This window comes from Pseudomonas sp. L-22-4S-12, from assembly GCF_009799935.1.
GTDB lineage: Bacteria > Pseudomonadota > Gammaproteobacteria > Pseudomonadales > Pseudomonadaceae > Aquipseudomonas.
Genome location: NZ_WELL01000005.1, coordinates 342,430 through 364,842, shown reverse-complemented (window position 1 = coordinate 364,842; position 22,413 = coordinate 342,430). Strand labels below are relative to the sequence as shown.

The window sequence follows — 22,413 nt, the reverse complement described above, 5'->3', positions numbered from 1 at the left end:
GGGGGGGGGGGGGGGGGGGGGGGGGGGGGGGGGGGGGGGGGGGGGGGGGGGGGGGAACAAAAAAAGGGGAGCGCTGGGCTCCCCTTGTTAGGTGCTGCGGCGGTGCCGTGATGGACGCGGCGCAAACCGCGCCAACGCCGGCGTTCAGGCCGCCTGGGCCTCGGCCTGGCTCATGGCGCGGTTGAGGGCGCTGAACAGGGCGCGGAAGGTCGCGGTGGTCAGGTTCTCGTCGATGCCGATGCCGTGCAGCGGGCGGCCGCCGTTGAGACGGATCTCGATGTAGGCCACGGCCTGGGCGTTGGTACCGGCGCTGATGGCGTGCTCGTGATAGTCCATGATCTCCACATTCATCGGCAGGGCGGCAACCAGGGCTTCCAGCGGGCCCTTGCCGGTGCCGTGCTTGCGGCGCAGCTCGCCGTTGAAGTTGACGTCCACATCGACGTTGCAGATGCCGTTCTCTTCCTGCAGGCGATGGCTCTTCAGCACGTAGGGGCAGGTGGCCTTGAGGTACTCGTTTTCCAGCAGGCCGTAGATCTGCGCGGCGGTCATCTCCAGGCCGAGGCGGTCGGTTTCCTTCTGTACCACCTGGCTGAACTCGATCTGCATGCGCCGCGGCAGGCTGATGCCGTACTCCTGCTCGAGCAGGAAGGTGATGCCGCCCTTGCCGGACTGGCTGTTGACGCGGATCACCGCCTCGTAGTCGCGGCCGATGTCGGCCGGGTCGATCGGCAGGTACGGCACTTCCCACACGCCTTGCGGGTCCTGCTGGGCGAAGCCCTTGCGGATCGCATCCTGGTGCGAGCCGGAGAAGGCGGTGTGCACCAGGTCGCCGACGTACGGGTGGCGCGGGTGCACCGGCAGCTGGTTGCATTCCTCGACCACCTTGCGCACCGAGTCGATGTCGGAGAAGTCCAGTTCGGGGTCGACGCCCTGGGTGTAGAGGTTGAGCGCCACGGTGACCAGGTCGACGTTGCCGGTGCGTTCGCCGTTGCCGAACAGGCAGCCTTCCACGCGGTCGCCGCCGGCCATCAGGCCCAGCTCGGTGGCGGCCACGCCGGTGCCGCGATCGTTGTGGGTGTGCAGGCTGATCAGCACGCTGTCGCGCTTGTCGATGTGGCGGCAGAACCACTCGATCTGGTCGGCATAGACGTTCGGGGTGGCGGCCTCGATGGTCGCCGGCAGGTTGAGGATCAGCTTGTGCGCCGGGGTCGGCTGGAATACGCCGATCACCGCGTTGCACACCTCGACGGCGAACGCGGTCTCGGTGGAGCTGAACACTTCCGGCGAGTACTCGAAGCGCCAGGCGGTTTCCGGCGCCTGGGCGGCCAGACGCTGGATGATCTGCGCGGCGTTCACGGCGATCTCGATCACGCCGGCCTGGTCCTGGTTGAAGACGATGCGGCGGAAGCTCGGCGCGGTGGCGTTGTAGTAGTGGACGATGGCCTGCTTGGCGCCCTTGAGCGACTCGAAGGTGCGGGTGATCAGGTCTTCGCGGGCCTGGGTCAGCACCTGGATGGTCACGTCGTCCGGAATGTGGCCGCCTTCGATCAGCTCGCGGACGAAGTCGAAGTCGGTCTGCGAGGCGGACGGGAAGCCCACTTCGATTTCCTTGATGCCGACCTTCACCAGGGTCTTGAAGAAGCGCATCTTCTTCTCGGCATCCATCGGCTCGATCAGCGACTGATTGCCGTCGCGCAGGTCGGAAGACAGCCAGATCGGCGCCTGGTCGATGGTCTTGGACGGCCAGGTGCGATCCGCGATGTCGATCTGCGGGAACGGGCGGTATTTGGTCGACGGGTCTTTGAGCATGGTCATCGGGCTAATCCTTGGTACGGCGCGGGCCGGAGAAAACGGAGTGTTGGCGAACGAGGGCTTAGCCGCGCAGTCGCGGGCTGACCAGGCACAGGCCGGCGTGTTGGCGCAACAGGATGAGGGTGTGGGCTGTATTCATGCTGCAACCCTAACGCCAGGGGTTAAAGCTGGCAAGGCTTGCCGGGAAAACGCTGTTTTTGTGCTGAAAAAACCTTGTGCGGAAAAATTATTGCTCGATCTGCGGCTGGCCTTTGTTTCGATTGCGCGGCAATTTTCCGATTCTTTCAGGGTTTGAACGCGCCGATGAAGATCGCCGGGTCGACCCGTGCATCGTTGAGGCTGACGTTCCAGTGCATGTGCGGGCCGGTGGCGCGGCCGGTGCTGCCGACCTTGCCGACCAGGCCGCCGCGTGGCAGCTCCTGGCCCAGTTGCACGTCCACCGCCGATAAATGGCAGAACATGCTGATCAGGCCCTGGCCGTGGTCGACGAACACGGTCTTGCCGTTGAAGAAGTAATCACCGATCAGGCTCACCTTGCCCGCCGCCGGGGCCTTGATCGGGGTGCCGGCCTTGGCGGCGAAGTCCAGGCCGGAGTGCGGGTTGCGTTCCTCGCCATTGAAGAAGCGGCGCAGGCCGAAGGGGCTGGACAGCGGGCCGGCGACCGGCTTGTCGAGCAGCAGGTTGCTCGGCTGGCGCGGGCTGAACTGCTGGTAGGCGCGGGTCTGTTCGGCCAGTTCGCGTTCGATGCGCGCCAGGTTCTTCGGGCTCGGGTTGACCTGCTCCTGGTTCTTCAGGGTGATGCGCTGTTCGCGGTAGTGCTTGCTGCCGATCTGGAATTCGACCGCCTGGCCGTCGACCAGGGCTTGCGCCGGGCCGGGCTGGCTGGTCAGCGGCAGGCCGATGATGGCGATCCACTGCCGGCCGTCTTCCTTGACCGTCAGCACCGGCTTGCCCTGGAAGCGCACCTGCGGCGCGCTGGCGCTGCTGCCCAGTTGCAGGACGGCGACGCCGCCCGGTACCGGCTTGTGCAGCAGGCGGCTGATGAAACCTTCGGCATGGACGGGCAGGGCGAGGCAGAGCAGCAGCAGGGCAAACAGGCGCATGAATGGCAGTCCGGCGGAGGGTGGATGGCACTGTATCCATCCACCATGGGGTTAATCCAGCAGCGACAGGGTCACCGGGCTCAGGTGGTTATCTTCCACCCGCACCACCAGCTCGCCTTCGCCGAGCCGGGCCTTGAGGCGCTGGCCGGGCTGGGTCTGGGCGGCGTTGCGGATGGCCTGGCCGCGTTCGTCGAGGAGGATGCTGTAGCCGCGGCCGAGGGTGGCCAGCGGGCTGACGATATGCAGCTGCTGCACCAGGCCTTCGAGGCTCTGCCGCCGCTCGCGCAGTTGGCCGAGTGCGGCGCGCGGCAGGCGCTCGGCCAGGCTGTCCAGGCGCTGGCGCAGCAGGGCCAGGCTACGCCCGGGATGCTGGGCGGCCAGGCGGGTATCCAGGCGCGCTAGGCGCTCGCGGCGGTTGTGCAGTTGCTGGGTAAAGGCGCGGCGCAGGCGCATGTCCAGGTCATCCAGGCGTTGGGCCTGCTGGCGCAGGCGTTCGCCGGGATGGCGCAGGCGTCGGGCCAGGCCGTCCAGGCGCAGGTGCTCGTGGGCCAGGCGGCCCTGCATGCGCAGCAGCAGGCGGCGCTTGAGGTTGTCCAGGCGATGGCGCAGGTTGCTGCTGTCCGGCGCCAGCAGTTCGGCGGCGGCGGAGGGCGTTGGTGCGCGCACGTCGGCGACGAAATCGCTGATCGACACATCGGTCTCGTGGCCGACGGCGCTGACGATCGGCGTTTTGCAGGCGGCCACGGCGCGGGCCACGGCTTCCTCGTTGAAGCACCAGAGGTCTTCCAGCGAGCCGCCGCCACGGGCCAGGATCAGCGCGTCGAAGCCCTGGGCATCGGCCAGCTGCAGGGCGCGGACGATCTGCGCGGTGGCGTCAAAGCCCTGCACGGCGGTGGGGATCAGGGTCAGCGCCACCTGCGGTGCGCGGCGGCGAAACACGCTGATGATGTCGCGGATCACCGCGCCGGTCGGCGAACTGATGATGCCGATGCGCTGCGGGTGGGCGGGCAGGGCGATCTTGTTCTCGGCGCTGAACAGGCCTTCGCGGGAGAGCTTTTCCTTCAGCGCCTCGAAGGCCAGGCGCAGGGCGCCGTCGCCGGCCGGCTCGACGCTGTCGAGGATCAGCTGGTAGTCGCCGCGGCCCTCGAACAGCGAGACCTTGCCGCGCACCTTGACCGCCAGGCCGTCGCGCAGGGCCTGGCGCACGCGGCTGGCGTTCTGCCGGAACAGCGCACAACGGACCTGGGCCTGGCTATCTTTAAGGGTGAAATAGAGATGCCCGGAAGCCGGCTTGGCCAGGTTGGAGATTTCGCCTTCGACCCAGACCTGGGCGAACACGTCCTCCAGCAACAGCCGCGCGCGGTTGTTGAGCTGGCTGACGGAGAGGACGTCGCGGTCGAGACCGAGGCGCTGGAACGGGTCGTTGATCATGGCCGGCATCATAGCCGTTTGCCCGGCGTGCCCAAAGCGCGGCGAGCCAGTAGACTGCGCCGCCTTTTCAGCCATCCTTCCTTATATGAACGATATGCAGAGCATTCTGGTACCGCAGATTTCCAGCCTGCCCAATGCCGAGGGGCGGGCGCAGCTGGTGGTGCGCTGGCTGGTCGGTCGACGCCTGGTAGCGGCGGCGCAGAGCACCTGTGGGCGCCTGGGCAACGGCATGGCCCACGCTATCGCCGAAGGCGCGCAGCGTTTGTCGCACGCCGAACTGTTGCCGTTCGGTCAACCGTTTAATGGCCTGCAGGTCGTCACCAAGCGCTGCATCTATACCCCGACCCGCGGCTTCCTCGAAGAAGCCGGCTGCCCCGAGTGCCGCCGGGAGATCGGTGTGGCGCTGTTCGCCAGCCTGGACGAGTGGTCGGCTGGCGTCAGCGACAACTTCACCTGCCCCGAATGCGGCCATGAGGACGACATCAACGGCTTCCTCTTCCTGCAACCCTGTGCTTTCTCCAATCTGGCCTTCGTCTTCAATGGCTGGCCGGCCGAGTGTTTCTCCCCGGCGCTGCTGGAGAGTTTCGCTGAGCGCCTGGGCTTTCCGGTGCGCCTGGTGCGGGTCGAACCTTAGAACTCCACGCTGGCCGACAGACGGGCGGTACGTGGTTCGCCGACGCCGACATTCAGCTCGCTGCCGGTGGTGGAGGGGTAGTAGTGCTTGTCGAACAGGTTGTCGACATTTAGCTGCAGCGAGGTCTTGCGCCCCATCAGCGGGTACTCCCAGCGTACGAAGGCGTCGGCCAGGGTGTAGCCGCTCAGGCGGAAGCTGTCGGTGTTGTCGGCCGTGCGTTCGCCGACATGGCGAGCGCCGCCACCGATGCGCCAGGTGCCCAGCTCGCTCGGCGCCGCCAGCTCATGGGTCAGGTACAGGCTGCCGGTGTGGCGCGGCGCCTGGGCCAGGCGATTGCCCTGGTTGACCGGGTCGTCGAGGATTTCCGTGTGGGTGTAGGCGTAGGTGGCGATCAGCTCCCAGCGTTCGGCAATCCTGCCGGTCAGGTCCAGCTCCAGGCCGCGCGAGCCCACCTTGCCGGCGGCTTCCATGTCGTCGCCGGAGCCGACCACCACGTTCTCCTTGACGATGTCGAACAGCGCCAGGTTCAGGCTCAGGCCGGGGCGCAGGTCGTACTTGGCCCCCACCTCATAGCTGCGGCCTTCCTCCGGGTCGAAGGTCTGGCCGGCGTCGGTGACGCTGGTGTTGGGCACGAACGAGCGGCTGTAGTTGCCGTATAGCGCGAGGGCGTCGCTGGCCTTGAACACCAGCCCGCTGAAGGGGATCAGGGTCTGGTCGTTGCGGTCGTACAGGGTGGTGCGGCTGGTGCCCAGTCCTCGCGCCATGTACTGGTCGTAGTGCTGGTAGCGACCGCCGAGCACCAGGATCCAGCGCTCGTCCAGGTGCCAGTTGTCCTTGAAGTAGAGGGAGTCGGAGGTCAGTTCGTTGCGCAGGTTGCTCTGCGTGGCGCTGACCACGCTGGGTTCGGCCAGCTCGCCGTAGACCGGGTCGTAGATGTCGATGTCGCTGCGCATGCCGGCCGTGTTGCGGTAGGTCTTGCCGCGGTACTGGTCGTTGAGCTCGTGATCGACGCCGATCAGCAGTTCGTGACGCTGGCCGAACAGGGTCTGTTGACCGATCAGATCCAGGCTGGTGTAGCGTGTTTCGTCGTCGTAGTGGGCGCCGTTGCCGACGCGGCGGAAGGCGCCGGTGGCTTCGTTGAGCGAAACCGGCTGGGCGATGGCAAGGCCGTAGCGGTCATTGTTCCAGCCGTAGGTCAGGCGGCTTTTCCAGTCCTCGTCCAGTTGATACTCGAACACGGCGCGGGCGCTTTCGGCGATGCCGCGGGTCTCGGCCCAGTGCTCGTCCAGGCGCTTGTCGTAGTCAACGCTGGCCGGATGACCGCCGATAAACACCGTGCCGCGGTCGAAGGGAGCGGAGTAGTCGTTGTACTCGTAGGCCAGGGTCAGGCTGGCGCGTTCGCCGGTCCAGGCCAGTGAGGGCGCAATCAGCACCTGCTCTTCGCTGCCGTAGTTGCGCCAGTAGTCCTCATGCTGACGCTCGGCGATCAGGCGGTAGGCCAGGCCGCTGTCGGCCAGCGGGCCGGAGCTGTCGAGGCTTAGCGTGCCGCCGCCTTCGCTGTAGGCAGAGCCGCCGAGGATGGTGCGCTGCTGATACTGCGGCAGCTTGCTGATGACGTTGATCAGCCCGCCCGGCTCCATCGCGCCATAGAGCAGCGCGGCCGGCCCCTTGAGCACTTCGACCCGCTCGCTGGTGGCGGTGAAGTTACGCGACAGATTCGAGCGAATGCCGTCGCGCAGGATCGAACCGTCCGAATTGGTGCCGAAGCCGCGCTTGATGAAGGCGTCCTTGGTGCCGCCGAGGGTGTTGCTCTGGCTGACGCCGCTGACGAACTTCATGGCGTCGTCCAGCGATTTGACCTGGTAATCCTCGATGGTCTGCGGGGTCACCACCTGCAGCGATTGCGCCTCATCCTTGATATCCACCGACGACTTGCTGGCCGTGCTGGCGCGTTTGGCCTGGTAGCCAGCTTCGTCGACCACGCCGGTGGCGACGATGTCCTGGCTGGGCAGTTGCAGTTCGTCGGCCTGGCTGTGGCTGGTCGATAACAGGCAAAGGGCAAGCAGCCCGGCGCGCCAGTGCGGCAGGCCGGAGGAGGGACGATAGGAGGGCATTCGATACTCGAACGTTGATATTTATGAGAATTATTATTGTATGCGAATTTATTGCATATGCCTAGTTGGTCGCATTACCGCAGCCCCTGTCACACTTTGCATTGAGTGAGTGGGGCCTGCTGGGTATAATGGCGCGCTTCCAATTTTCCCTCCCGGGAGCCCCCGCCATGCTGCGTATCAGTCAAGAAGCCCTGACCTTCGACGACGTTCTTCTTATTCCAGGTTATTCCGAAGTTCTGCCCAAGGATGTGAGTCTCAAGACCCGCCTGACCCGTGGCATCGAGCTGAATATCCCGCTGCTGTCGGCAGCCATGGACACCGTCACCGAAGCGCGCCTGGCCATCGCCATGGCCCAGGAAGGCGGCATCGGCATCATCCACAAGAACATGACCATCGAGCAGCAGGCTGCCGAGGTACGCAAGGTCAAGAAGTTCGAGGCCGGTGTGGTCAAGGACCCGATCACCATCGAGGCCGACGCCACCGTGCGCGACCTGTTCGAACTGACCCGACAGAACAACATCTCCGGTGTGCCGGTACTGTCCAACGGCGACCTGGTCGGCATCGTCACCTCCCGTGACGTGCGCTTCGAGAATCGTATGGACGCCCTGGTGCGTGACGTGATGACGCCGAAAGAGCGCCTGGTCACAGTCCGGGAAGGCGCTACCAAGGAAGTCGTGCGCGATCTGCTGCACAAGCACCGCATCGAGAAGGTGCTGATCGTCGACGACGCCTTCACCCTCAAGGGCATGATGACCGTCAAGGACATCGAGAAGGCCAAGGCCTACCCGCTGGCCAGCAAGGACGACCAGGGTCGCCTGCGCGTCGGCGCGGCGGTCGGCACCGGTGCCGATACCGCCGACCGCGTGGCCGCCCTGGCCGCCGCCGGCGTCGACGTGATCATCGTCGATACCGCCCACGGCCACTCCAAGGGCGTGATCGACCGCGTGCGCTGGGTCAAGCAGAACTTCCCGGAAGTCCAGGTGATCGGCGGCAACATCGCCACCGGTGACGCCGCCAAGGCCCTGGCCGAAGCCGGCGCCGACGGCGTCAAGGTCGGCATCGGTCCGGGCTCGATCTGCACCACCCGTATCGTCGCCGGCGTCGGCGTGCCGCAGATCAGTGCCGTGGCCAACGTCGCCGCCGCCCTGGCCGGCACCGGCGTACCGCTGATCGCCGACGGTGGCATCCGTTTCTCCGGCGACCTGTCCAAGGCCATCGTCGCCGGCGCTTCCGCGGTGATGATCGGCTCGATGCTGGCCGGCACCGAAGAAGCCCCGGGCGAAGTCGAGCTGTTCCAGGGCCGTTCCTACAAGGCCTACCGCGGCATGGGTTCGCTGGGCGCCATGGCGCAGGCGCAGGGATCAAGCGATCGCTACTTCCAGGACTCCTCGGCCGGTGCCGAGAAGCTGGTGCCGGAAGGCATCGAAGGCCGCGTGCCGTACAAGGGCGCGATGAGCGCCATCGTCCACCAGCTGATGGGCGGCCTGCGTGCCTCCATGGGCTACACCGGCTGCGCCACCATCGAAGAGATGCGCACCAAGCCGGAGTTCGTGCGCATCACCGGCGCCGGCATGGCCGAGTCGCACGTACACGATGTGCAGATCACCAAAGAAGCCCCGAACTACCGCGTGGGTTAAGTCCACTGCAATGAATCGACACGGGGCTGACTGATCAGCCCCTTGTCATTTGTGAATTCCGCTACGAGAGACGGCCATGGCTCACCCTGACATTCACGCCCACCGCATCCTCATCCTGGACTTCGGTTCCCAGTACACCCAGCTGATCGCCCGCCGCGTGCGCGAGATCGGCGTGTACTGCGAAATCCACCCGTTCGACATGGATAACGAGGCGATCCGCGCCTTCGCCCCGCGTGGCGTGATCCTCGCCGGTGGCCCGGAGTCGGTGCACGAGGCCGACAGCCCGCGCGCGCCGCAGGCGGTGTTCGACCTGAATGTGCCGATCTTCGGCATCTGCTACGGCATGCAGACCATGTCCGAGCAGCTCGGCGGCAAGGTGCAGGGTTCCGACCTGCGCGAGTTCGGCTACGCCCGCGTCGACGTGGTCGGCAAGAGCCGCCTGCTCGACGGCATCGAAGACCACATGGACGACGACGGCGTGTTCGGTCTCGATGTGTGGATGAGCCATGGCGACAAGGTCACCGAGATTCCGGTCGGCTTCCACATCCTCGCCAGCACCCCGAGCTGCCCGATTGCCGCCATGGCCGACGACGTGCGCGGCTACTACGGCGTGCAGTTCCACCCGGAAGTGACCCACACCAAGCAGGGCGGGCGCATCCTCTCGCGCTTCATCCTCGACATCTGCGGCTGCCAGGCGCTGTGGACCCCGGCCAACATCGTCGAAGACGCCATCGCCAATGTGCGTGCCCAGGTCGGTTCGTCCAAGGTGCTGCTGGGCCTGTCCGGCGGCGTCGATTCCTCGGTGGTCGCGGCACTGCTGCACAAGGCCATCGGCGACCAGCTGACCTGCGTGTTCGTCGACAACGGCCTGCTGCGCCTGCACGAAGGTGACCAGGTGATGGCCATGTTCGCCGAGAACATGGGCGTCAAGGTCATTCGCGCCAACGCCGAAGAGCTGTTCCTCGGCCGCCTGACCGGCGTCAGCGACCCGGAGCAGAAGCGCAAGATCATCGGTGCCAGCTTCATCGAAGTGTTCGATCAGGAAGCCACCAAGCTGCAGGACGTGAAGTTCCTCGCCCAGGGCACCATCTACCCGGACGTGATCGAGTCGGCCGGCGCCAAGACCGGCAAGGCCCACGTGATCAAGAGCCACCACAACGTCGGTGGCCTGCCGGAAGACATGCAGTTCAAGCTGGTCGAGCCGCTGCGCGAGCTGTTCAAGGACGAGGTGCGCAAGATCGGCCTGGAACTGGGCCTTCCCTACGACATGGTCTACCGCCACCCGTTCCCGGGCCCGGGCCTGGGCGTGCGCATCCTCGGCGAAGTGAAGAAGGAGTACGCCGACCTGCTGCGTCGCGCCGACCACATCTTCATCGAGGAGCTGCGCAACTTCGACTGGTACCACAAGACCAGTCAGGCCTTCGTGGTGTTCCAGCCGGTGAAATCGGTCGGCGTGGTCGGCGACGGCCGGCGCTACGCCTGGGTCGTGGCCCTGCGTGCGGTGGAAACCATCGACTTTATGACCGCACGCTGGGCGCACCTGCCCTACGAGCTGCTGGAGAAGGTCTCCAACCGCATCATCAACGAGATCGAAGGCATCTCCCGCGTCACCTACGATGTGTCGAGCAAGCCGCCGGCGACCATCGAGTGGGAATGAGGTAGCCAACAAGGGCAGCGCGAGCTGCCCTTGTCGTTTCTGCCTGCGGCAATCTGCGGCTCGTCGCGCCGCTCTGGAAATGAGAAGATGTCGCAAATGCTTGGCCGATGGACATGACAATGGCTTTTACCCGCAGACAGATACTCGCCGGCCTAGGTGCGCTCGGCATCGCCGGCCTCGGCGCCGGTGGCGTGCGCTACTGGCTGGGTCGCCCACACAACGTGGCGAGCCATGACTATGAACTGATCGCCGCGCCGCTCGACCTGGAGCTGGTGCCGGGGCACAAGACCCCGGCCTGGGCCTACGGTGGCCAGGCGCCGGGTCTGGAGCTGCGCTGCCGCCAGGGCGAGCGTCTGCGCGTGCGCTTCATCAACAAGCTGGATGAGCCCACCACCATCCACTGGCACGGCATCCGCCTGCCGCTGGAGATGGACGGTGTGCCCTATGTCTCGCAGTTGCCGGTGCTGCCGGGCGAATACTTCGATTACGACTTCATCACCCCGGATGCCGGCAGCTACTGGTACCACCCGCACACGGCCAGCAGCGAGCAGCTCGGCCGCGGCCTGGTCGGCCCGCTGATCGTCGAGGAGCGCGAACCGAGTGGCTTCGCCCATGAGCGCACGCTGTGCCTGAAGACCTGGCATGTCGACGAGCAGGGCGCCTTCAGCGATTTCAGCGTGCCGCGCGAAGCCGCGCGCGAGGGCACCCGCGGGCGCCTGTCGAGCATCAACGGCGTGTCGCTGCCGACCCTGGAGCTGCCGGCCGGGCAGGTGGTGCGCCTGCGCCTGATCAATGTCGACAACACCATCACCTATCGCCTCAATCTGCCGGGCGCCGAGGCGCGCATCTATGCCCTGGACGGCAACCCGGTGGCGCCGCGCCCGCTGGGCAAGGACTACTGGCTGGGCCCGGGCATGCGCCTGGACCTGGCGCTCAAGGTGCCGGCTGCCGGCACCGAGCTGTCGCTGCGCAACGGCCCGTTGCGCCTGGCGACCCTGAAAAGCGTGGCCAGCTCCCAGGCAGCGGGCGACTGGCCGCCCGCACTGCCGGCCAACCCGGTCGCCGAGCCGGACTTGGCTCGTGCCGAAACCCTGCGCTTCAACTTCGAGTGGGCGGCCATGCTGGCCAGCCCGAATCAGGCTGGCCCGGCGCGCTACTGGCAGATCAACGGCCAGGCCTGGGATATCACGGACAAGGGCTGCGCCGACCGGCCCATCGCCACCCTGAAGAAGGACGGCCACTACATCTTCGTGCTGCGCAACATGGCCCAGTACCAGCACCCGATCCACCTGCATGGCCTGAGCTTCAAGGTGCTCGACTCCGATCGTCGCGAGATCATCCCGTATTTCACCGACACCTACCTGCTGGGCAAGAACGAAACGGCGCGCATCGCCTTCGTCGCCGATAATCCGGGGGTGTGGATGTTCCACTGCCATGTCATCGACCATATGGAAACCGGCCTGATGGCCGCGATTGCCGTGGTTTAAGGAAATTTGATGCGCCAGATCAAGATCATCGACCGCAGCCAGGACGAGCGCTTCATGCGCGAAGCCCTGGAGCAGGCACGCCTGGGTGCTGAGCAGGGCGAGGTGCCGGTCGGCGCGGTGCTGGTGCAGGATGGGGAGGTCATCGGCCGCGGCTTCAACTGCCCGATCTCCACCCATGACCCCAGCGCCCACGCCGAGATGGTGGCGATCCGCGCCGCGGCCCTCGACCTGCGCAACTACCGCCTGCCGGGCAGCACCCTGTACGTGACCCTGGAGCCGTGCAGCATGTGCGCCGGGCTGATCGTGCATTCGCGCATTGCCCGCGTGGTCTACGGCGCCACCGAGCCCAAGGCTGGGGTGGTGGTCAGTCGCGGGCAGTTCTTCGCCCAGGAGTTCCTCAATCACCGGGTGCTGGTCGAGGGCGGCCTGCTGGCGCAGGAGTGCGGGGCGGTGCTGAGTGCCTTCTTCAAGGCGCGGCGTTCGTCCTGATCCCCGGCCTGGATTGCATGCGGACCGCGCCTGACCTCAGAGCTGGGTAGGCTCTTCCTTGGGCAGGGTGCGGTTGACGCCCGGCACGTGGATGCCGCTTTCGGCGACCTGGGTGCCTTCCAGCTGCGGCTGGGTCACCCAGTTGAGGATGTCGTAGTAGCGGCGGATGTTGCGCACGAAGTGCACGGTTTCGCCGCCGCGCGCGTAGCCGTAGCGGGTCTTGCTGTACCACTGCTTCTGCGCCAGGCGCGGCAGCATCTTCTGTACGTCCAGCCACTTGTCCGGGTTCAGGCCTTCGGCCTTGGCCAGCTTGCGCGCGTCGCCCAGGTGGGCAATGCCGATGTTGTAGGCGGCCAGGGCGAACCAGGTGCGATCCGGTTCCTCCAGGTCCTCGGCCAGGCTGCCGTGGATCAGTGCCAGGTACTTGCCACCACCCTGGATGCTCTGCCGGGCGTCCAGGCGATTGGCCACGCCCATGGCTTGGGCGGTGCCCTGGGTCAGCATCATCAGGCCGCGCACGCCGGTCTTGGAGGTGGCGTCCGGCTGCCACAGCGACTCCTGGTAGCCGATGGCGGCCAGCAGGCGCCAATCGACCTTGTGCTTCTCGGCGGCCTGCTTGAAGTGCTGTTCGTAGCGCGGCAGGCGCTGCTGCAGGTGCTTGGCGAAGGTGTAGGCGCCGACATAGCCGAGTACGTCGACGTGCCCGTAGTAGCGCTGTTTCAGGCGCTGCAGGCTGCCGTTCTCCTCGACCAGGGCGAGGAAGTGGTTGACCTCCTGCAGCAGGCTGTCATCCGTGCCGCTGGCCACCGCCCAGCCCAGGTTGCTGGCGTCGCCCAGGTCGAAGGCCACGCGCACGTTGGGGAAGTACACCTGGTTCATCGCCAGTTCGTTGGAGTCGACCAGGGTCAGGTCGATCTGCCCTTCGTCGACCATGCGCAGCAGGTCGACCACCTCGACGGCGGCGGACTCTTCGTACTTGAGCGCGGGCAGGGTGGTTTTCAGTTGCGCCAGCTGTTCGGCATGGCTGCTGCCCTGCAGCACCAGGATGCGCTTGCTGATCAGGTCGTCGGGGCGCGAGGGGCGGGGCTGGCCGTTGCGGTAGATGACCTGCGGGGTGACCTGCAGGTAGGGCTGGGAAAACTGTGCCTGGCTCTTGCGCCCGGCGCTGTCGACCAGGCCGGCGGCGGCCAGCTCCGGGCCGTCCGGCTGGTTCAGGCGGCTGAACAGGTCGTCGAGGTTGTCGGCGGTCTCGATCTGCAGCTCGACGCCGAGGTTCTCGGCGAAGCGCTTGACCAGTTCGTATTCGAAGCCGGTTTCGCCGCTGCGGTCCTGGAAGTAGGTGGCCGGGCTGTTGCGGGTGACCACCCGTAGCACGCCCTCCTTCTGTACGCGCTCGAGGGTGCTGGGCTGCTTGGTGACTTCGCCATCACCATCACAGCCCGCGAGCAGCAGAGGGATTGCGGTCGCCAGCAGCCAGGCGGCAGTGCGGATGCGCAACGCAGTTTGTGCAAACATCGGCGCAGTATACGCAAAGGCCGGCGCCCGCCATATCTCGACAGTGGCAGGGGGCTCTGCTAGGTCCGTGGCCGCCTGCCTGCTTACGGGTGCCGCCCGGCGGCGCTTTAGGCTAGAATGCACGGCCTCAAAGCACACCCCTTCCCAGAGGCTGTTCACGATGTTGATCCTGCGCGGCGCGCCCGCTCTTTCCGCCTTCCGTCACGGCAAACTGCTTTCGCAACTGACCGCCAAGGTCCCCGCCGTGACTGGTCTGTACGCCGAGTTCGCGCATTTTGCCGATGTCTCCGGGGTACTCACTGCCGACGAAGAGCAGGTACTGGCCCGTCTGCTGAAGTACGGCCCGAGCGTGCCGGTGCAGGAGCCGAACGGCCGCCTGTTTCTCACCATCCCGCGTTTCGGCACCATTTCGCCCTGGTCGAGCAAGGCCAGCGACATCGCCCGCAACTGCGGCCTGGCGAAGATCCAGCGCCTGGAGCGCGGCATCGCCTATTACGTCAGCGGCGAGCTGAGCGAGGCCGATGTCCAGGCCGCCGCCGCCCTGCTGCATGACCGCATGACCCAGCTGGTGCTGAGCCACATGGAACAGGCCGCCGATCTGTTCAGCCACGCCCAGCCCAAGCCGTTGACCGCGGTGGATATCCTCGGTGGCGGTCGCGCCGCCCTGGAGCAGGCCAACGTGCAGCTCGGCCTGGCCCTGGCCGACGACGAAATCGACTACCTGGTGAAGAGCTTCAGCGAGCTGGGGCGCAACCCGCACGACATCGAACTGATGATGTTCGCCCAGGCCAACTCCGAGCACTGCCGGCACAAGATCTTCAACGCCAGCTGGGACATCGACGGCCAGAGCCAGGACAAGTCCCTGTTCGGCATGATCAAGAACACCTACGAGCTGCACCGCGAAGGCGTATTGAGCGCCTACAAGGACAACGCCTCGGTGATCGTCGGCCACCCGGCCGGGCGTTTCTTCCCCAATCCTGAGACCCGCGAGTACGCGGCGACCCAGGAGCCGGTGCACATCCTGATGAAGGTGGAGACGCACAACCACCCGACTGCCATCGCTCCCTTCCCCGGCGCCTCCACCGGCTCCGGCGGCGAGATCCGCGACGAAGGCGCCACCGGTCGCGGGGCCAAGCCGAAGGCCGGCCTGACCGGTTTCAGCGTATCCAACCTGCAGATTCCCGGCTTCGAACAGCCCTGGGAAGTGCCGTACGGCAAGCCCGAGCGCATCGTCACCGCGCTGGACATCATGATCGAAGGCCCGCTGGGCGGCGCCGCGTTCAACAACGAGTTCGGCCGCCCGGCGCTGAACGGCTACTTCCGTACTTTCGAGCAGGCGGTGAACACGCCGCGCGGCGAGGAAGTGCGCGGCTACCACAAGCCGATCATGCTTGCCGGCGGCATGGGCAACATCCGCGAAGACCATGTGCAGAAGGGCGAGATCTCGGTCGGCGCCAAGCTGATCGTGCTCGGCGGCCCGGCCATGCTCATCGGTCTGGGCGGCGGCGCCGCTTCCTCCATGGCCACCGGCGCCAGCTCCGCCGACCTGGATTTCGCCTCGGTGCAGCGCGACAACCCGGAAATGGAACGACGCTGCCAGGAAGTCATCGACCGCTGCTGGCAGCTGGGCGAGCACAACCCGATCAAGTTCATCCACGACGTCGGCGCCGGCGGCATCTCCAACGCCCTGCCGGAACTGATCAACGACGGCGGCCGCGGCGGTCGCTTCGAGCTGCGCGCGGTACCCAACGACGAGCCGGGCATGGCCCCGCACGAAATCTGGTGCAACGAGTCCCAGGAACGCTACGTAATGAGCGTGGACGCCGCCGACTTCGAGCGTTTCAAGGCCATCTGCGAACGCGAGCGCTGCCCGTTCGCCGTGGTCGGCGAGGCCATCGCCGAGCCGCACCTGACCGTGTCCGACAGCCACTTCGGCAACAAGCCGGTGGACATGCCGCTCGAAGTGCTGCTCGGCAAGCCGCCGCGCATGCACCGCAGCGTGACCCGCGAGGCGGAGCAGGGCGATGACTTCAGCGCCGCCAGCGTCGATATCGACGAGGCCGTGAGCCGCGTGCTGCGTCACCCGGCGGTGGCCAGCAAGAGCTTCCTGATCACCATCGGCGACCGCAGCATCACCGGCCTGGTTGCCCGCGACCAGATGGTCGGCCCGTGGCAGGTACCGGTGGCCGACTGCGCCGTCACCGCCACCAGCTTCGACGTGTATACCGGCGAAGCCATGGCCATGGGCGAGCGCACCCCGCTGGCCCTGCTCGACGCCCCGGCCTCCGGGCGCATGGCCGTCGGCGAGACCATCACCAACCTGGCCGCCGCACGCATCGAGAAGCTGTCCGACATCAAGCTGTCGGCCAACTGGATGGCCGCCGCCGGCCACCCGGGCGAGGACGCCCGTCTGTACGACACCGTACAGGCCGTCGGCATGCAGCTGTGCCCGGCGCTCGGCATCACCATTCCGGTGGGCAAGGACTCGATGTCGATGAAGACCCGCTGGCAGGACGAGGGCGTCGACAAGAGCGTGACCTCGCCGCTGTCGCTGGTGATCACCGGCTTCGCCCCGGTCGTTGACATCCGCCAGAGCCTGACCCCGCAGCTGCGCCTGGACAAGGGCGAGACCGACCTGATCCTGATCGACCTGGGTCGCGGGCAGAACCGCATGGGCGGCTCAATCCTCGCGCAGACCTACGGCAAGCTCGGCCAGAGCGTGCCGGATGTCGACGATGCCGAAGACCTCAAGGCGTTCTTCGCGGTGATCCAGGGCCTGAATGCCGATGGTCACCTGCTGGCCTACCACGACCGTTCCGACGGCGGTCTGCTGACCACCGCGCTGGAAATGGCCTTTGCCGGTCACTGTGGCCTGAACCTGTTCCTCGACGCCCTGGCCGATGGCAAGGACGATATTGCGGCGGTGCTGTTCAACGAAGAGCTGGGTGCGGTGATCCAGGTGCACCAGGACGCCACTCCGGAAGTGCTGGCGCAGTTCAGCGCCGCCGGCCTGGGCGACTGCGTGGCGGTGATCGGCCAGCCGATCAACGGCAGCGACGTGGCCATCAGCTTCAACGGCGAGCCGGTATTCGGTGGTCAGCGCCGTCTGCTGCAGCGCCAGTGGGCCGAGACCAGCTACCAGATCCAGCGCCTGCGCGACAACGCCAGCTGCGCCGAACAGGAGTTCGACAGCATCCTCGACGAGGACAATCCGGGCCTGTCGGTGAAGCTCAGCTTCGACGTCAACCAGGACATCGCCGCGCCGTACATCAAGAAAGGCGTGCGTCCGCAGGTGGCGGTGCTGCGCGAGCAGGGCGTCAACGGCCAGGTGGAAATGGCGGCGGCCTTCGACCGCGCCGGCTTCAGCGCCATCGACGTGCACATGAGCGATATCCTCAGCGGTCGCGTCAGCCTGGACGAGTTCAAGGGCCTGGTGGCCTGCGGTGGCTTCTCCTACGGCGACGTGCTGGGCGCCGGCGAGGGCTGGGCCAAGTCGATCCTGTTCAACGCCCGTGCCCGCGACGGCTTCCAGGCCTTCTTCGAGCGCAAGGACAGCTTCGCCCTCGGCGTGTGCAACGGCTGCCAGATGATGAGCAACCTGCACGAGCTGATTCCCGGCACCGAGTTCTGGCCGCACTTCGTGCGCAACCGCTCGGAGCAGTTCGAGGCGCGCGTGGCCATGGTCCAGGTGCAGGAATCGGCCTCGATCTTCCTGCGCGGCATGGCCGGTTCGCGCCTGCCGATCGCCATCGCCCACGGCGAAGGGCATGCCGAGTTCGAGAGCGAGGAAGCCCTGCTCGAGTCCGATCTGTCCGGCACCGTGGCGCTGCGTTTCGTCGACAACCAGGGCAAGGTCACCGAGAGCTACCCGGCCAACCCGAACGGCTCGCCGCGCGGCATCACCGGCCTGTGCAGTCGCGACGGCCGGGTGACCATCATGATGCCGCACCCGGAGCGGGTATTCCGTGCCGTGCAGCAATCCTGGCGCCCGGACGAGTGGCAGGAAGATGCCGGCTGGCTGCGCATGTTCCGCAACGCCCGCGTCTGGGTCGACTGATCGGCGCCTGCCGACTGCTGCATCGCCCTCTCCCGTAGCCCGGGGCAGGGCGGCGCTCACCGCCGCCCTGCGGCACTCGCGCGAGACGGCGGCGATGCCCGACAGCGACTCCATCCCCACCCTTCTTCCCGAGGTGCGCCTGGTCAAGCCGGGTGAGACCTTGCTCCTGTGCCGCTGCGGGCGTTCGCCGGCACTGCCCGATTGTTCCCCTGCCTGCAGTGATGGCTTGCGCCTGCAGCCTGCGCGCGAGCAGCATTTGCTGCTGTGCCGCTGCGGCCGGTCGCAGCGCCTGCCATATTGCGATGGCAGCCACAGCCCGCCGGCCGCAGGGCTCAAGGCGCGCTGGCAACGCTTCACCAGGGGTGATTAAGCCAGCCTGGCTTATGGCTAACTGCTCTAACCAGAAAATGGACTATCAGGCTTTCCGAGAGTCCCATGCAGAGTTGCGAACTGTGCCACGGGTGGCGAATAAGGCAAAATGCCATTATTGCTGTGGCAGGGCGAGTCGCGAGGCTCCCGTATTCGTCGATGCACTTTGGAGAAGCGGATGTACAAGCTGTGTTTCTATGTGCCGGAAAGCCACCTGGATGTGGTCAAGGCGGCGGTGTTCGCCGCTGGAGCAGGACGCATTGGCAAGTATGACAGTTGCTGCTGGCAGGTCCTGGGCCAGGGCCAGTATCGCCCGCTGGAAGGCAGCGAGCCGTATCTCGGCTTTCACGGGCAGGTGCACCAGGTGGCGGAGTGGAAGGTCGAGCTGGTGGTGGCCGACGAGCTCCTGCATGACACGGTCAAGGCCATGAAGAAAGCCCACCCCTACGAGACGCCGGCGTTCGACGTGTGGCGGCTTTCCGACCTGCAGTTCTGACCCCCAGAGCGGTAAACAAAGCCCCGGCTTGCATTGGCAAGCTGGGGCTTTGTGCTTTTGGCCTTGGGCAGGCCCGCGCGGCTTAGACGGCGACGTTCAGGCGTACCTCGATATTGCCGCGGGTAGCGTTGGAGTACGGGCAAACCTGGTGGGCAGCGGCGACCAGTTCGTCGGCCGCGGCTTGTTCGAGGCCCGGCAGGCTGATGTCGAGCTGCACTTCCAGGCCGAAACCGCCGGGAATCTGGCCGATGCCGACCTTGCCGGTAATCGAGGCATCGGCCGGCAGGGCCTGCTTCTTCTGGCTGGCGACGAACTTCAGGGCGCCGATGAAGCAGGCCGAGTAGCCGGCGGCGAACAGTTGTTCCGGGTTGGTCGCCTCGCCACCCGGGCCGCCCAGTTCGCGCGGGGTGGTCAGCTTCACGTCGAGGAAACCGTCGGAGGACACGGCACGGCCGTCGCGGCCTCCGGTAGCGGTGGCGGTGGCAGTGTAGAGGGCTTGGATGCTTTGCATGACGGAATCTCCAGATTAAGTTTGCTGTCTAAAATATTGCGCTCTAACTAAATGTGTGGAGTGGAATGTGGTGCGAATAAATTTAGCGCGCAAGATATTTATCTGAAACAAATCGCTATTGATCTTGGCATTTTAGGAATAAGAGCGGCTTGCGCTAGGGGTGGGGTTGGCGCGAGTGGGCGCGGGCGTGCAGGCGCGCGGGTTGCCGGCTATGGTGCTGGCCCAATCAGCCAGCGGCCGGTGTTCTGGCCGCTGGCTTAGATGGCCTGCTGCAGCTTGCTGCGCAGCTTGACCAGTTCGTCCTTGAGGGCCATCAGCTCGGCGATGCTGTGGCCGCTGGCGGCGACGATGCAGGCGGGAAAGCCCTCGGCCTGCTGCTGCAGCGCGCGGCCCTTGTCGGTCAGGCGCAGCTCGACCACCCGTTCGTCGGTGCTGCTGCGGGTGCGGGTGAGCAGGCCTTCGCCCTCCAGGCGCTTGAGCAGCGGGGTCAGCGAGCCGGGGTCGGTGAGCAGGCGGGCGCTGATTTCGCCGACGGTGATGCCGTCACCCTCCCACAGCACCAGCATGGCCAGGTACTGCGGGTAGGTCAGGCCGATGCTCTGCAGCAGCGGTTTGTAGGCCTTGGTCATCAGCAGCGAAGTCGAGTGCAGGGCGAAGCACAGCTGGTTGTCCAGCTGCAGGGCGGCACAGGAGTTGGTCTGTTTCATCGGGCTATCCCGCGCTCAGGGGTGAAGGCAACAACTTATCGCGCAAGAGAGATGGGCGCAAACATCTGCCGGCGTTGCGTTTCCTTCACATGGCGTTGCCGATGATCATCAGCAGCACCGCGAGCAGGGTGGTCAGTGCGGCGAAGATGCTGCCGAGGATGGCGAAGATCTTCTTGCGCTCGGTCTGGAACAGGCCGCCGATGCCCAGGCCGATGGCCAGCAGGTTGAGGAACAGCAGGAAGATGATGAACAGGCCGAGCATCACGGCCTCGACCGACTCCTCGTCGATCCCGCCCGGGGTCGAGGCTTCCATCACACCGGCGATCAGGAACAGCAGGAACAGCAGAATGGCGCAGACGATGCTGATGGTGAACGAGGCGATGCCGAGCCCTGAGTGCTGCTGTTGCTGTTCCATGTGCGGGTCCTGATCCATGTGGGGCGGGCATGATCGTGGAGAACGGCTGGCGCTTCAAGTGTCGGCCGGGCGAGCGCAAGGCGCCCGCGGGTGAAGCAGGGGCAGCTAGGGGCGGATCTCGATCAGCGTGCCGTCCTTGACCAGACTCCAGATCTCGCGCATGTCGGCGTTCTTCATGGCGATGCAGCCCTCGGTCCAGTCGAGGGTGTGGAAGTACCACTCGGGGTATTCGGCGTCCAGAGGGGTGCCGTGGATCATGATCATGCCGCCGGGCGGCACGCCTTTCTTGCGCGCGTTGGCGGCGTCGCGGGCATTGGGGTAGGAGATGTGCATCGACAGGTTGTACTTCTCGCTGGTCTTGCGCCAGTCGATCCAGTAGAAGCCTTCCGGCGTGCGGCTGTCGCCTTCGCGCAGCTTGGCGCCCTTGGGCTGCTTGCCGAGCGATACGCGGTAGGACTTGAGCACTTCGCCGCGGCCGATCAGGTGCAGCTTGCGTTCGGACTTGACCACCAGCACCTTGTCGATTGGCTTGCCGCGCAGGGTGGGGGCCGTCGAGGCGTTGGCGAGGCTGACGAGGGAAAGACAGAGGGCGGCGAGCAACCAGCGCATTGCGATGTTCCAGAGCGTTTCTGTGGCCTGAGCGAACAGGTTGTTATGGGGCGAGAGTCTGCCTATGCCGGCGCCGATGTTCAATCCTCGGGGGATTGCCGGTCGCGCCCGCCTGGCGGCGCGCGCAAATGGCTCGACAGCTCGCCGATGGCCTGCTCTGATCGGCGCCATCAACCGCCACAGGGAAGAACATTGGCCATGAACGATCTGCGCCACCTGCGTGACTTGCACCTTGCCCCGGGCCAGCACCCGACCGGCCGTGCGCACCTGAGTGCCGCCAGTGCCCTGGTGCGCTGCGCCGGCTACCTCTACGTGGTGGCCGACGACGAGCTGCACCTGGGGGTGTTCTGCGCCGACGATGGCGCGCCCGGGCAGTTGCTGCGCCTGTTTCCCGGCGAGTTGCCCGACGCCCCGGCCGAACGCAAGGCGGCCAAGCCCGACCTTGAGGCGCTGGCGTTGCTGCCGGCCATGCCCGGCTACGCGCAGGGGGCATTGCTGGCGCTGGGCTCGGGCTCCAGGCCGAACCGCCAGCAGGCGCTGCTGCTGGCCCTGGATGAACAGGGGGCCGTGCAGGGCGCGCCGCGCCTGATCGACCTGGCGCCCCTGTACGCCGCCCTGCACCTGCAGTTCGCCGACCTGAACATCGAGGGCGCCTTCGTCCTCGGCCAGCAGTTGCTCCTGCTGCAGCGCGGCAATCAGGGCCAGGCCGGCAATGCGGCGGTGCATTTTGCCTGGCCGGCCGTGCAGGCCTGGCTGCTCGGCCAGGCCGCAGCGCCACTGCCGCAGCTCGTACAAACCTTGGTGCTGGGGGAGCTGGGCGGGGTGGCGCTGGGCTTTACCGATGGTGCGGCGCTGGCCGACGGGCGCTGGCTGTTCAGTGCGGTGGCGGAGAACACCGCCGACAGTTATCGGGATGGCGCCTGCCTGGGGGCGGTGCTCGGCCTGGTCGAGGCCGATGGCCGGATACGCCGGCTGGCCAGCCTGGGGCCGCAATGGAAGGTCGAGGGGCTGGCGCTGCAGCAGCGCGGCCAGCGCCTGCTGCTGAACCTGGTCACCGATGCCGACGACCCGCGGATTGCCGCCAGCCTGCTGTCCCTCGAGCTGGAGCTGCCCGGCTAGCCAGGCTAGCTGGACAGCAGCAGGGCCAGTTCGTCGGCCATTTCCGCCCAGTCCGAATCGTCGTCCAGGGCTTCCTGGAGAAAGGCGGCCTGCCCTGAATTCCAGAACGGCGCCTGGGCCAGGGTCATCCCGGCCGGCAGTCGGTGCTCGCGCAGAAAGGCCTCGATCGCGGCCTTGCCGGCGGGCAGGCCGAGTTGCAGAAACAGGGTGCTCAGGCTGTGGTCGCTGGTGTCCATGGTTCCTCCTGTCAG

The 22,413-nt window shown here is 66.4% G+C and carries 20 protein-coding genes; 10 read left to right on the top strand and 10 right to left on the bottom strand.

The genetic code is table 11. The features are described 5' to 3' along the window. Positions 1-144: 144 nt before the first annotated feature. A complete protein-coding gene (gene leuA / locus F3I16_RS14780) occupies positions 145-1,815 on the bottom strand; it encodes a 2-isopropylmalate synthase (RefSeq protein ID WP_160494323.1) in 1,671 nt (556 codons plus the stop codon). Here leuA and F3I16_RS14775 point away from each other — a divergent pair. Next, positions 1,802-2,107 carry a hypothetical protein gene (locus F3I16_RS14775; protein WP_160494322.1) on the top strand — a complete coding sequence of 102 codons (306 nt, stop codon included), beginning with the start codon at positions 1,802-1,804 and terminating at the stop codon, positions 2,105-2,107. The genes leuA and F3I16_RS14775 overlap by 14 nt on opposite strands. On the opposite strand, the gene F3I16_RS14770 is transcribed toward F3I16_RS14775, so the two are convergent. Beyond that, complete coding sequence (locus tag F3I16_RS14770; RefSeq protein ID WP_160494321.1) at positions 2,097-2,915, bottom strand: peptidoglycan DD-metalloendopeptidase family protein; 819 nt, start codon at positions 2,913-2,915, stop codon at positions 2,097-2,099. The two genes, F3I16_RS14775 and F3I16_RS14770, sit on opposite strands and share 11 nt — an antisense overlap. Before the next feature lie 51 nt (positions 2,916-2,966). Then, positions 2,967-4,346, bottom strand: coding sequence for an exodeoxyribonuclease VII large subunit (gene xseA, locus F3I16_RS14765; RefSeq protein WP_160494320.1), 1,380 nt, complete (start codon positions 4,344-4,346; stop codon positions 2,967-2,969). Between the two features lie 85 nt (positions 4,347-4,431). Here xseA and F3I16_RS14760 point away from each other — a divergent pair, with 85 nt between their 5' ends. Continuing rightward, positions 4,432-4,980 carry a sugar ABC transporter ATPase gene (locus F3I16_RS14760; RefSeq protein WP_160494319.1) on the top strand — a complete coding sequence of 183 codons (549 nt, stop codon included), beginning with the start codon at positions 4,432-4,434 and terminating at the stop codon, positions 4,978-4,980. On the opposite strand, the gene F3I16_RS14755 is transcribed toward F3I16_RS14760, so the two are convergent. Next, on the bottom strand, positions 4,977-7,094 hold the full coding sequence (locus F3I16_RS14755) for a TonB-dependent siderophore receptor (protein ID WP_160494318.1): 2,118 nt from the start codon (positions 7,092-7,094) through the stop codon (positions 4,977-4,979). The two genes, F3I16_RS14760 and F3I16_RS14755, sit on opposite strands and share 4 nt — an antisense overlap. Positions 7,095-7,261: 167 nt before the next feature. On the opposite strand from F3I16_RS14755, the gene guaB reads away from it, so the two are divergent. From guaB to tadA, 4 genes are all read left to right on the top strand, one after another. Next, positions 7,262-8,731 carry an IMP dehydrogenase gene (gene guaB, locus F3I16_RS14750; RefSeq protein WP_160494317.1) on the top strand — a complete coding sequence of 490 codons (1,470 nt, stop codon included), beginning with the start codon at positions 7,262-7,264 and terminating at the stop codon, positions 8,729-8,731. A 76-nt stretch (positions 8,732-8,807) separates the two neighbouring features. Next, positions 8,808-10,388, top strand: a complete 1,581-nt coding sequence (gene guaA / locus F3I16_RS14745; protein ID WP_160494316.1) for a glutamine-hydrolyzing GMP synthase — start codon at positions 8,808-8,810, stop codon at positions 10,386-10,388. A 119-nt stretch (positions 10,389-10,507) separates the two neighbouring features. Beyond that, the gene (locus F3I16_RS14740; protein WP_160494315.1) at positions 10,508-11,875 is read left to right on the top strand and encodes a multicopper oxidase family protein; all 1,368 of its coding nucleotides are present in this window, start codon (positions 10,508-10,510) and stop codon (positions 11,873-11,875) included. A gap of 9 nt (positions 11,876-11,884) precedes the next feature. Next, complete coding sequence (tadA, locus tag F3I16_RS14735; RefSeq protein ID WP_160494314.1) at positions 11,885-12,364, top strand: tRNA adenosine(34) deaminase TadA; 480 nt, start codon at positions 11,885-11,887, stop codon at positions 12,362-12,364. Positions 12,365-12,400: 36 nt separating this feature from the next. On the opposite strand, the gene mltF is transcribed toward tadA, so the two are convergent. Continuing rightward, entirely contained in the window at positions 12,401-13,879 is a 1,479-nt protein-coding gene (gene mltF / locus F3I16_RS14730) for a membrane-bound lytic murein transglycosylase MltF (RefSeq protein ID WP_160494313.1), read from the bottom strand. A 160-nt stretch (positions 13,880-14,039) separates the two neighbouring features. Between mltF and purL the strand changes: the two genes are divergently transcribed. The 3 genes from purL to F3I16_RS14715 all read left to right on the top strand — a co-directional run bounded on the left by purL (position 14,040) and on the right by F3I16_RS14715 (position 18,801). Beyond that, on the top strand, positions 14,040-17,936 hold the full coding sequence (purL, locus tag F3I16_RS14725; protein ID WP_160494312.1) for a phosphoribosylformylglycinamidine synthase: 3,897 nt from the start codon (positions 14,040-14,042) through the stop codon (positions 17,934-17,936). After that, positions 17,887-18,306 carry a CDGSH iron-sulfur domain-containing protein gene (locus F3I16_RS14720; protein WP_306110098.1) on the top strand — a complete coding sequence of 140 codons (420 nt, stop codon included), beginning with the start codon at positions 17,887-17,889 and terminating at the stop codon, positions 18,304-18,306. Before purL ends, F3I16_RS14720 begins: the two co-directional genes overlap by 50 nt. Positions 18,307-18,483: 177 nt before the next feature. Beyond that, positions 18,484-18,801: a YqfO family protein gene (locus F3I16_RS14715; RefSeq protein ID WP_160494310.1), complete on the top strand. Its 318-nt coding sequence runs from the start codon at positions 18,484-18,486 to the stop codon at positions 18,799-18,801. An 82-nt stretch (positions 18,802-18,883) separates the two neighbouring features. Here the strand turns inward: F3I16_RS14715 and F3I16_RS14710 are convergent, their stop codons facing one another. The 4 genes from F3I16_RS14710 to F3I16_RS14695 form a co-directional block, all read right to left on the bottom strand. After that, positions 18,884-19,312, bottom strand: a complete 429-nt coding sequence (locus tag F3I16_RS14710; protein ID WP_160494309.1) for an organic hydroperoxide resistance protein — start codon at positions 19,310-19,312, stop codon at positions 18,884-18,886. Positions 19,313-19,569: 257 nt separating this feature from the next. Then, positions 19,570-20,019: a MarR family winged helix-turn-helix transcriptional regulator gene (locus F3I16_RS14705; protein ID WP_160494308.1), complete on the bottom strand. Its 450-nt coding sequence runs from the start codon at positions 20,017-20,019 to the stop codon at positions 19,570-19,572. Positions 20,020-20,104: 85 nt separating this feature from the next. Beyond that, positions 20,105-20,434: a hypothetical protein gene (locus F3I16_RS14700; RefSeq protein ID WP_160494307.1), complete on the bottom strand. Its 330-nt coding sequence runs from the start codon at positions 20,432-20,434 to the stop codon at positions 20,105-20,107. Positions 20,435-20,539: 105 nt separating this feature from the next. After that, positions 20,540-21,043 carry a murein L,D-transpeptidase family protein gene (locus tag F3I16_RS14695; RefSeq protein WP_160488670.1) on the bottom strand — a complete coding sequence of 168 codons (504 nt, stop codon included), beginning with the start codon at positions 21,041-21,043 and terminating at the stop codon, positions 20,540-20,542. Positions 21,044-21,241: 198 nt separating this feature from the next. Here F3I16_RS14695 and F3I16_RS14690 point away from each other — a divergent pair, with 198 nt between their 5' ends. Continuing rightward, the gene (locus F3I16_RS14690; protein WP_160494306.1) at positions 21,242-22,162 is read left to right on the top strand and encodes a hypothetical protein; all 921 of its coding nucleotides are present in this window, start codon (positions 21,242-21,244) and stop codon (positions 22,160-22,162) included. A 5-nt stretch (positions 22,163-22,167) separates the two neighbouring features. Here F3I16_RS14690 and F3I16_RS14685 read toward each other — a convergent pair whose 3' ends face one another. Further along, a complete protein-coding gene (locus tag F3I16_RS14685; RefSeq protein ID WP_160494305.1) occupies positions 22,168-22,398 on the bottom strand; it encodes a DUF2789 domain-containing protein in 231 nt (76 codons plus the stop codon). Positions 22,399-22,413: the final 15 nt, after the last annotated feature.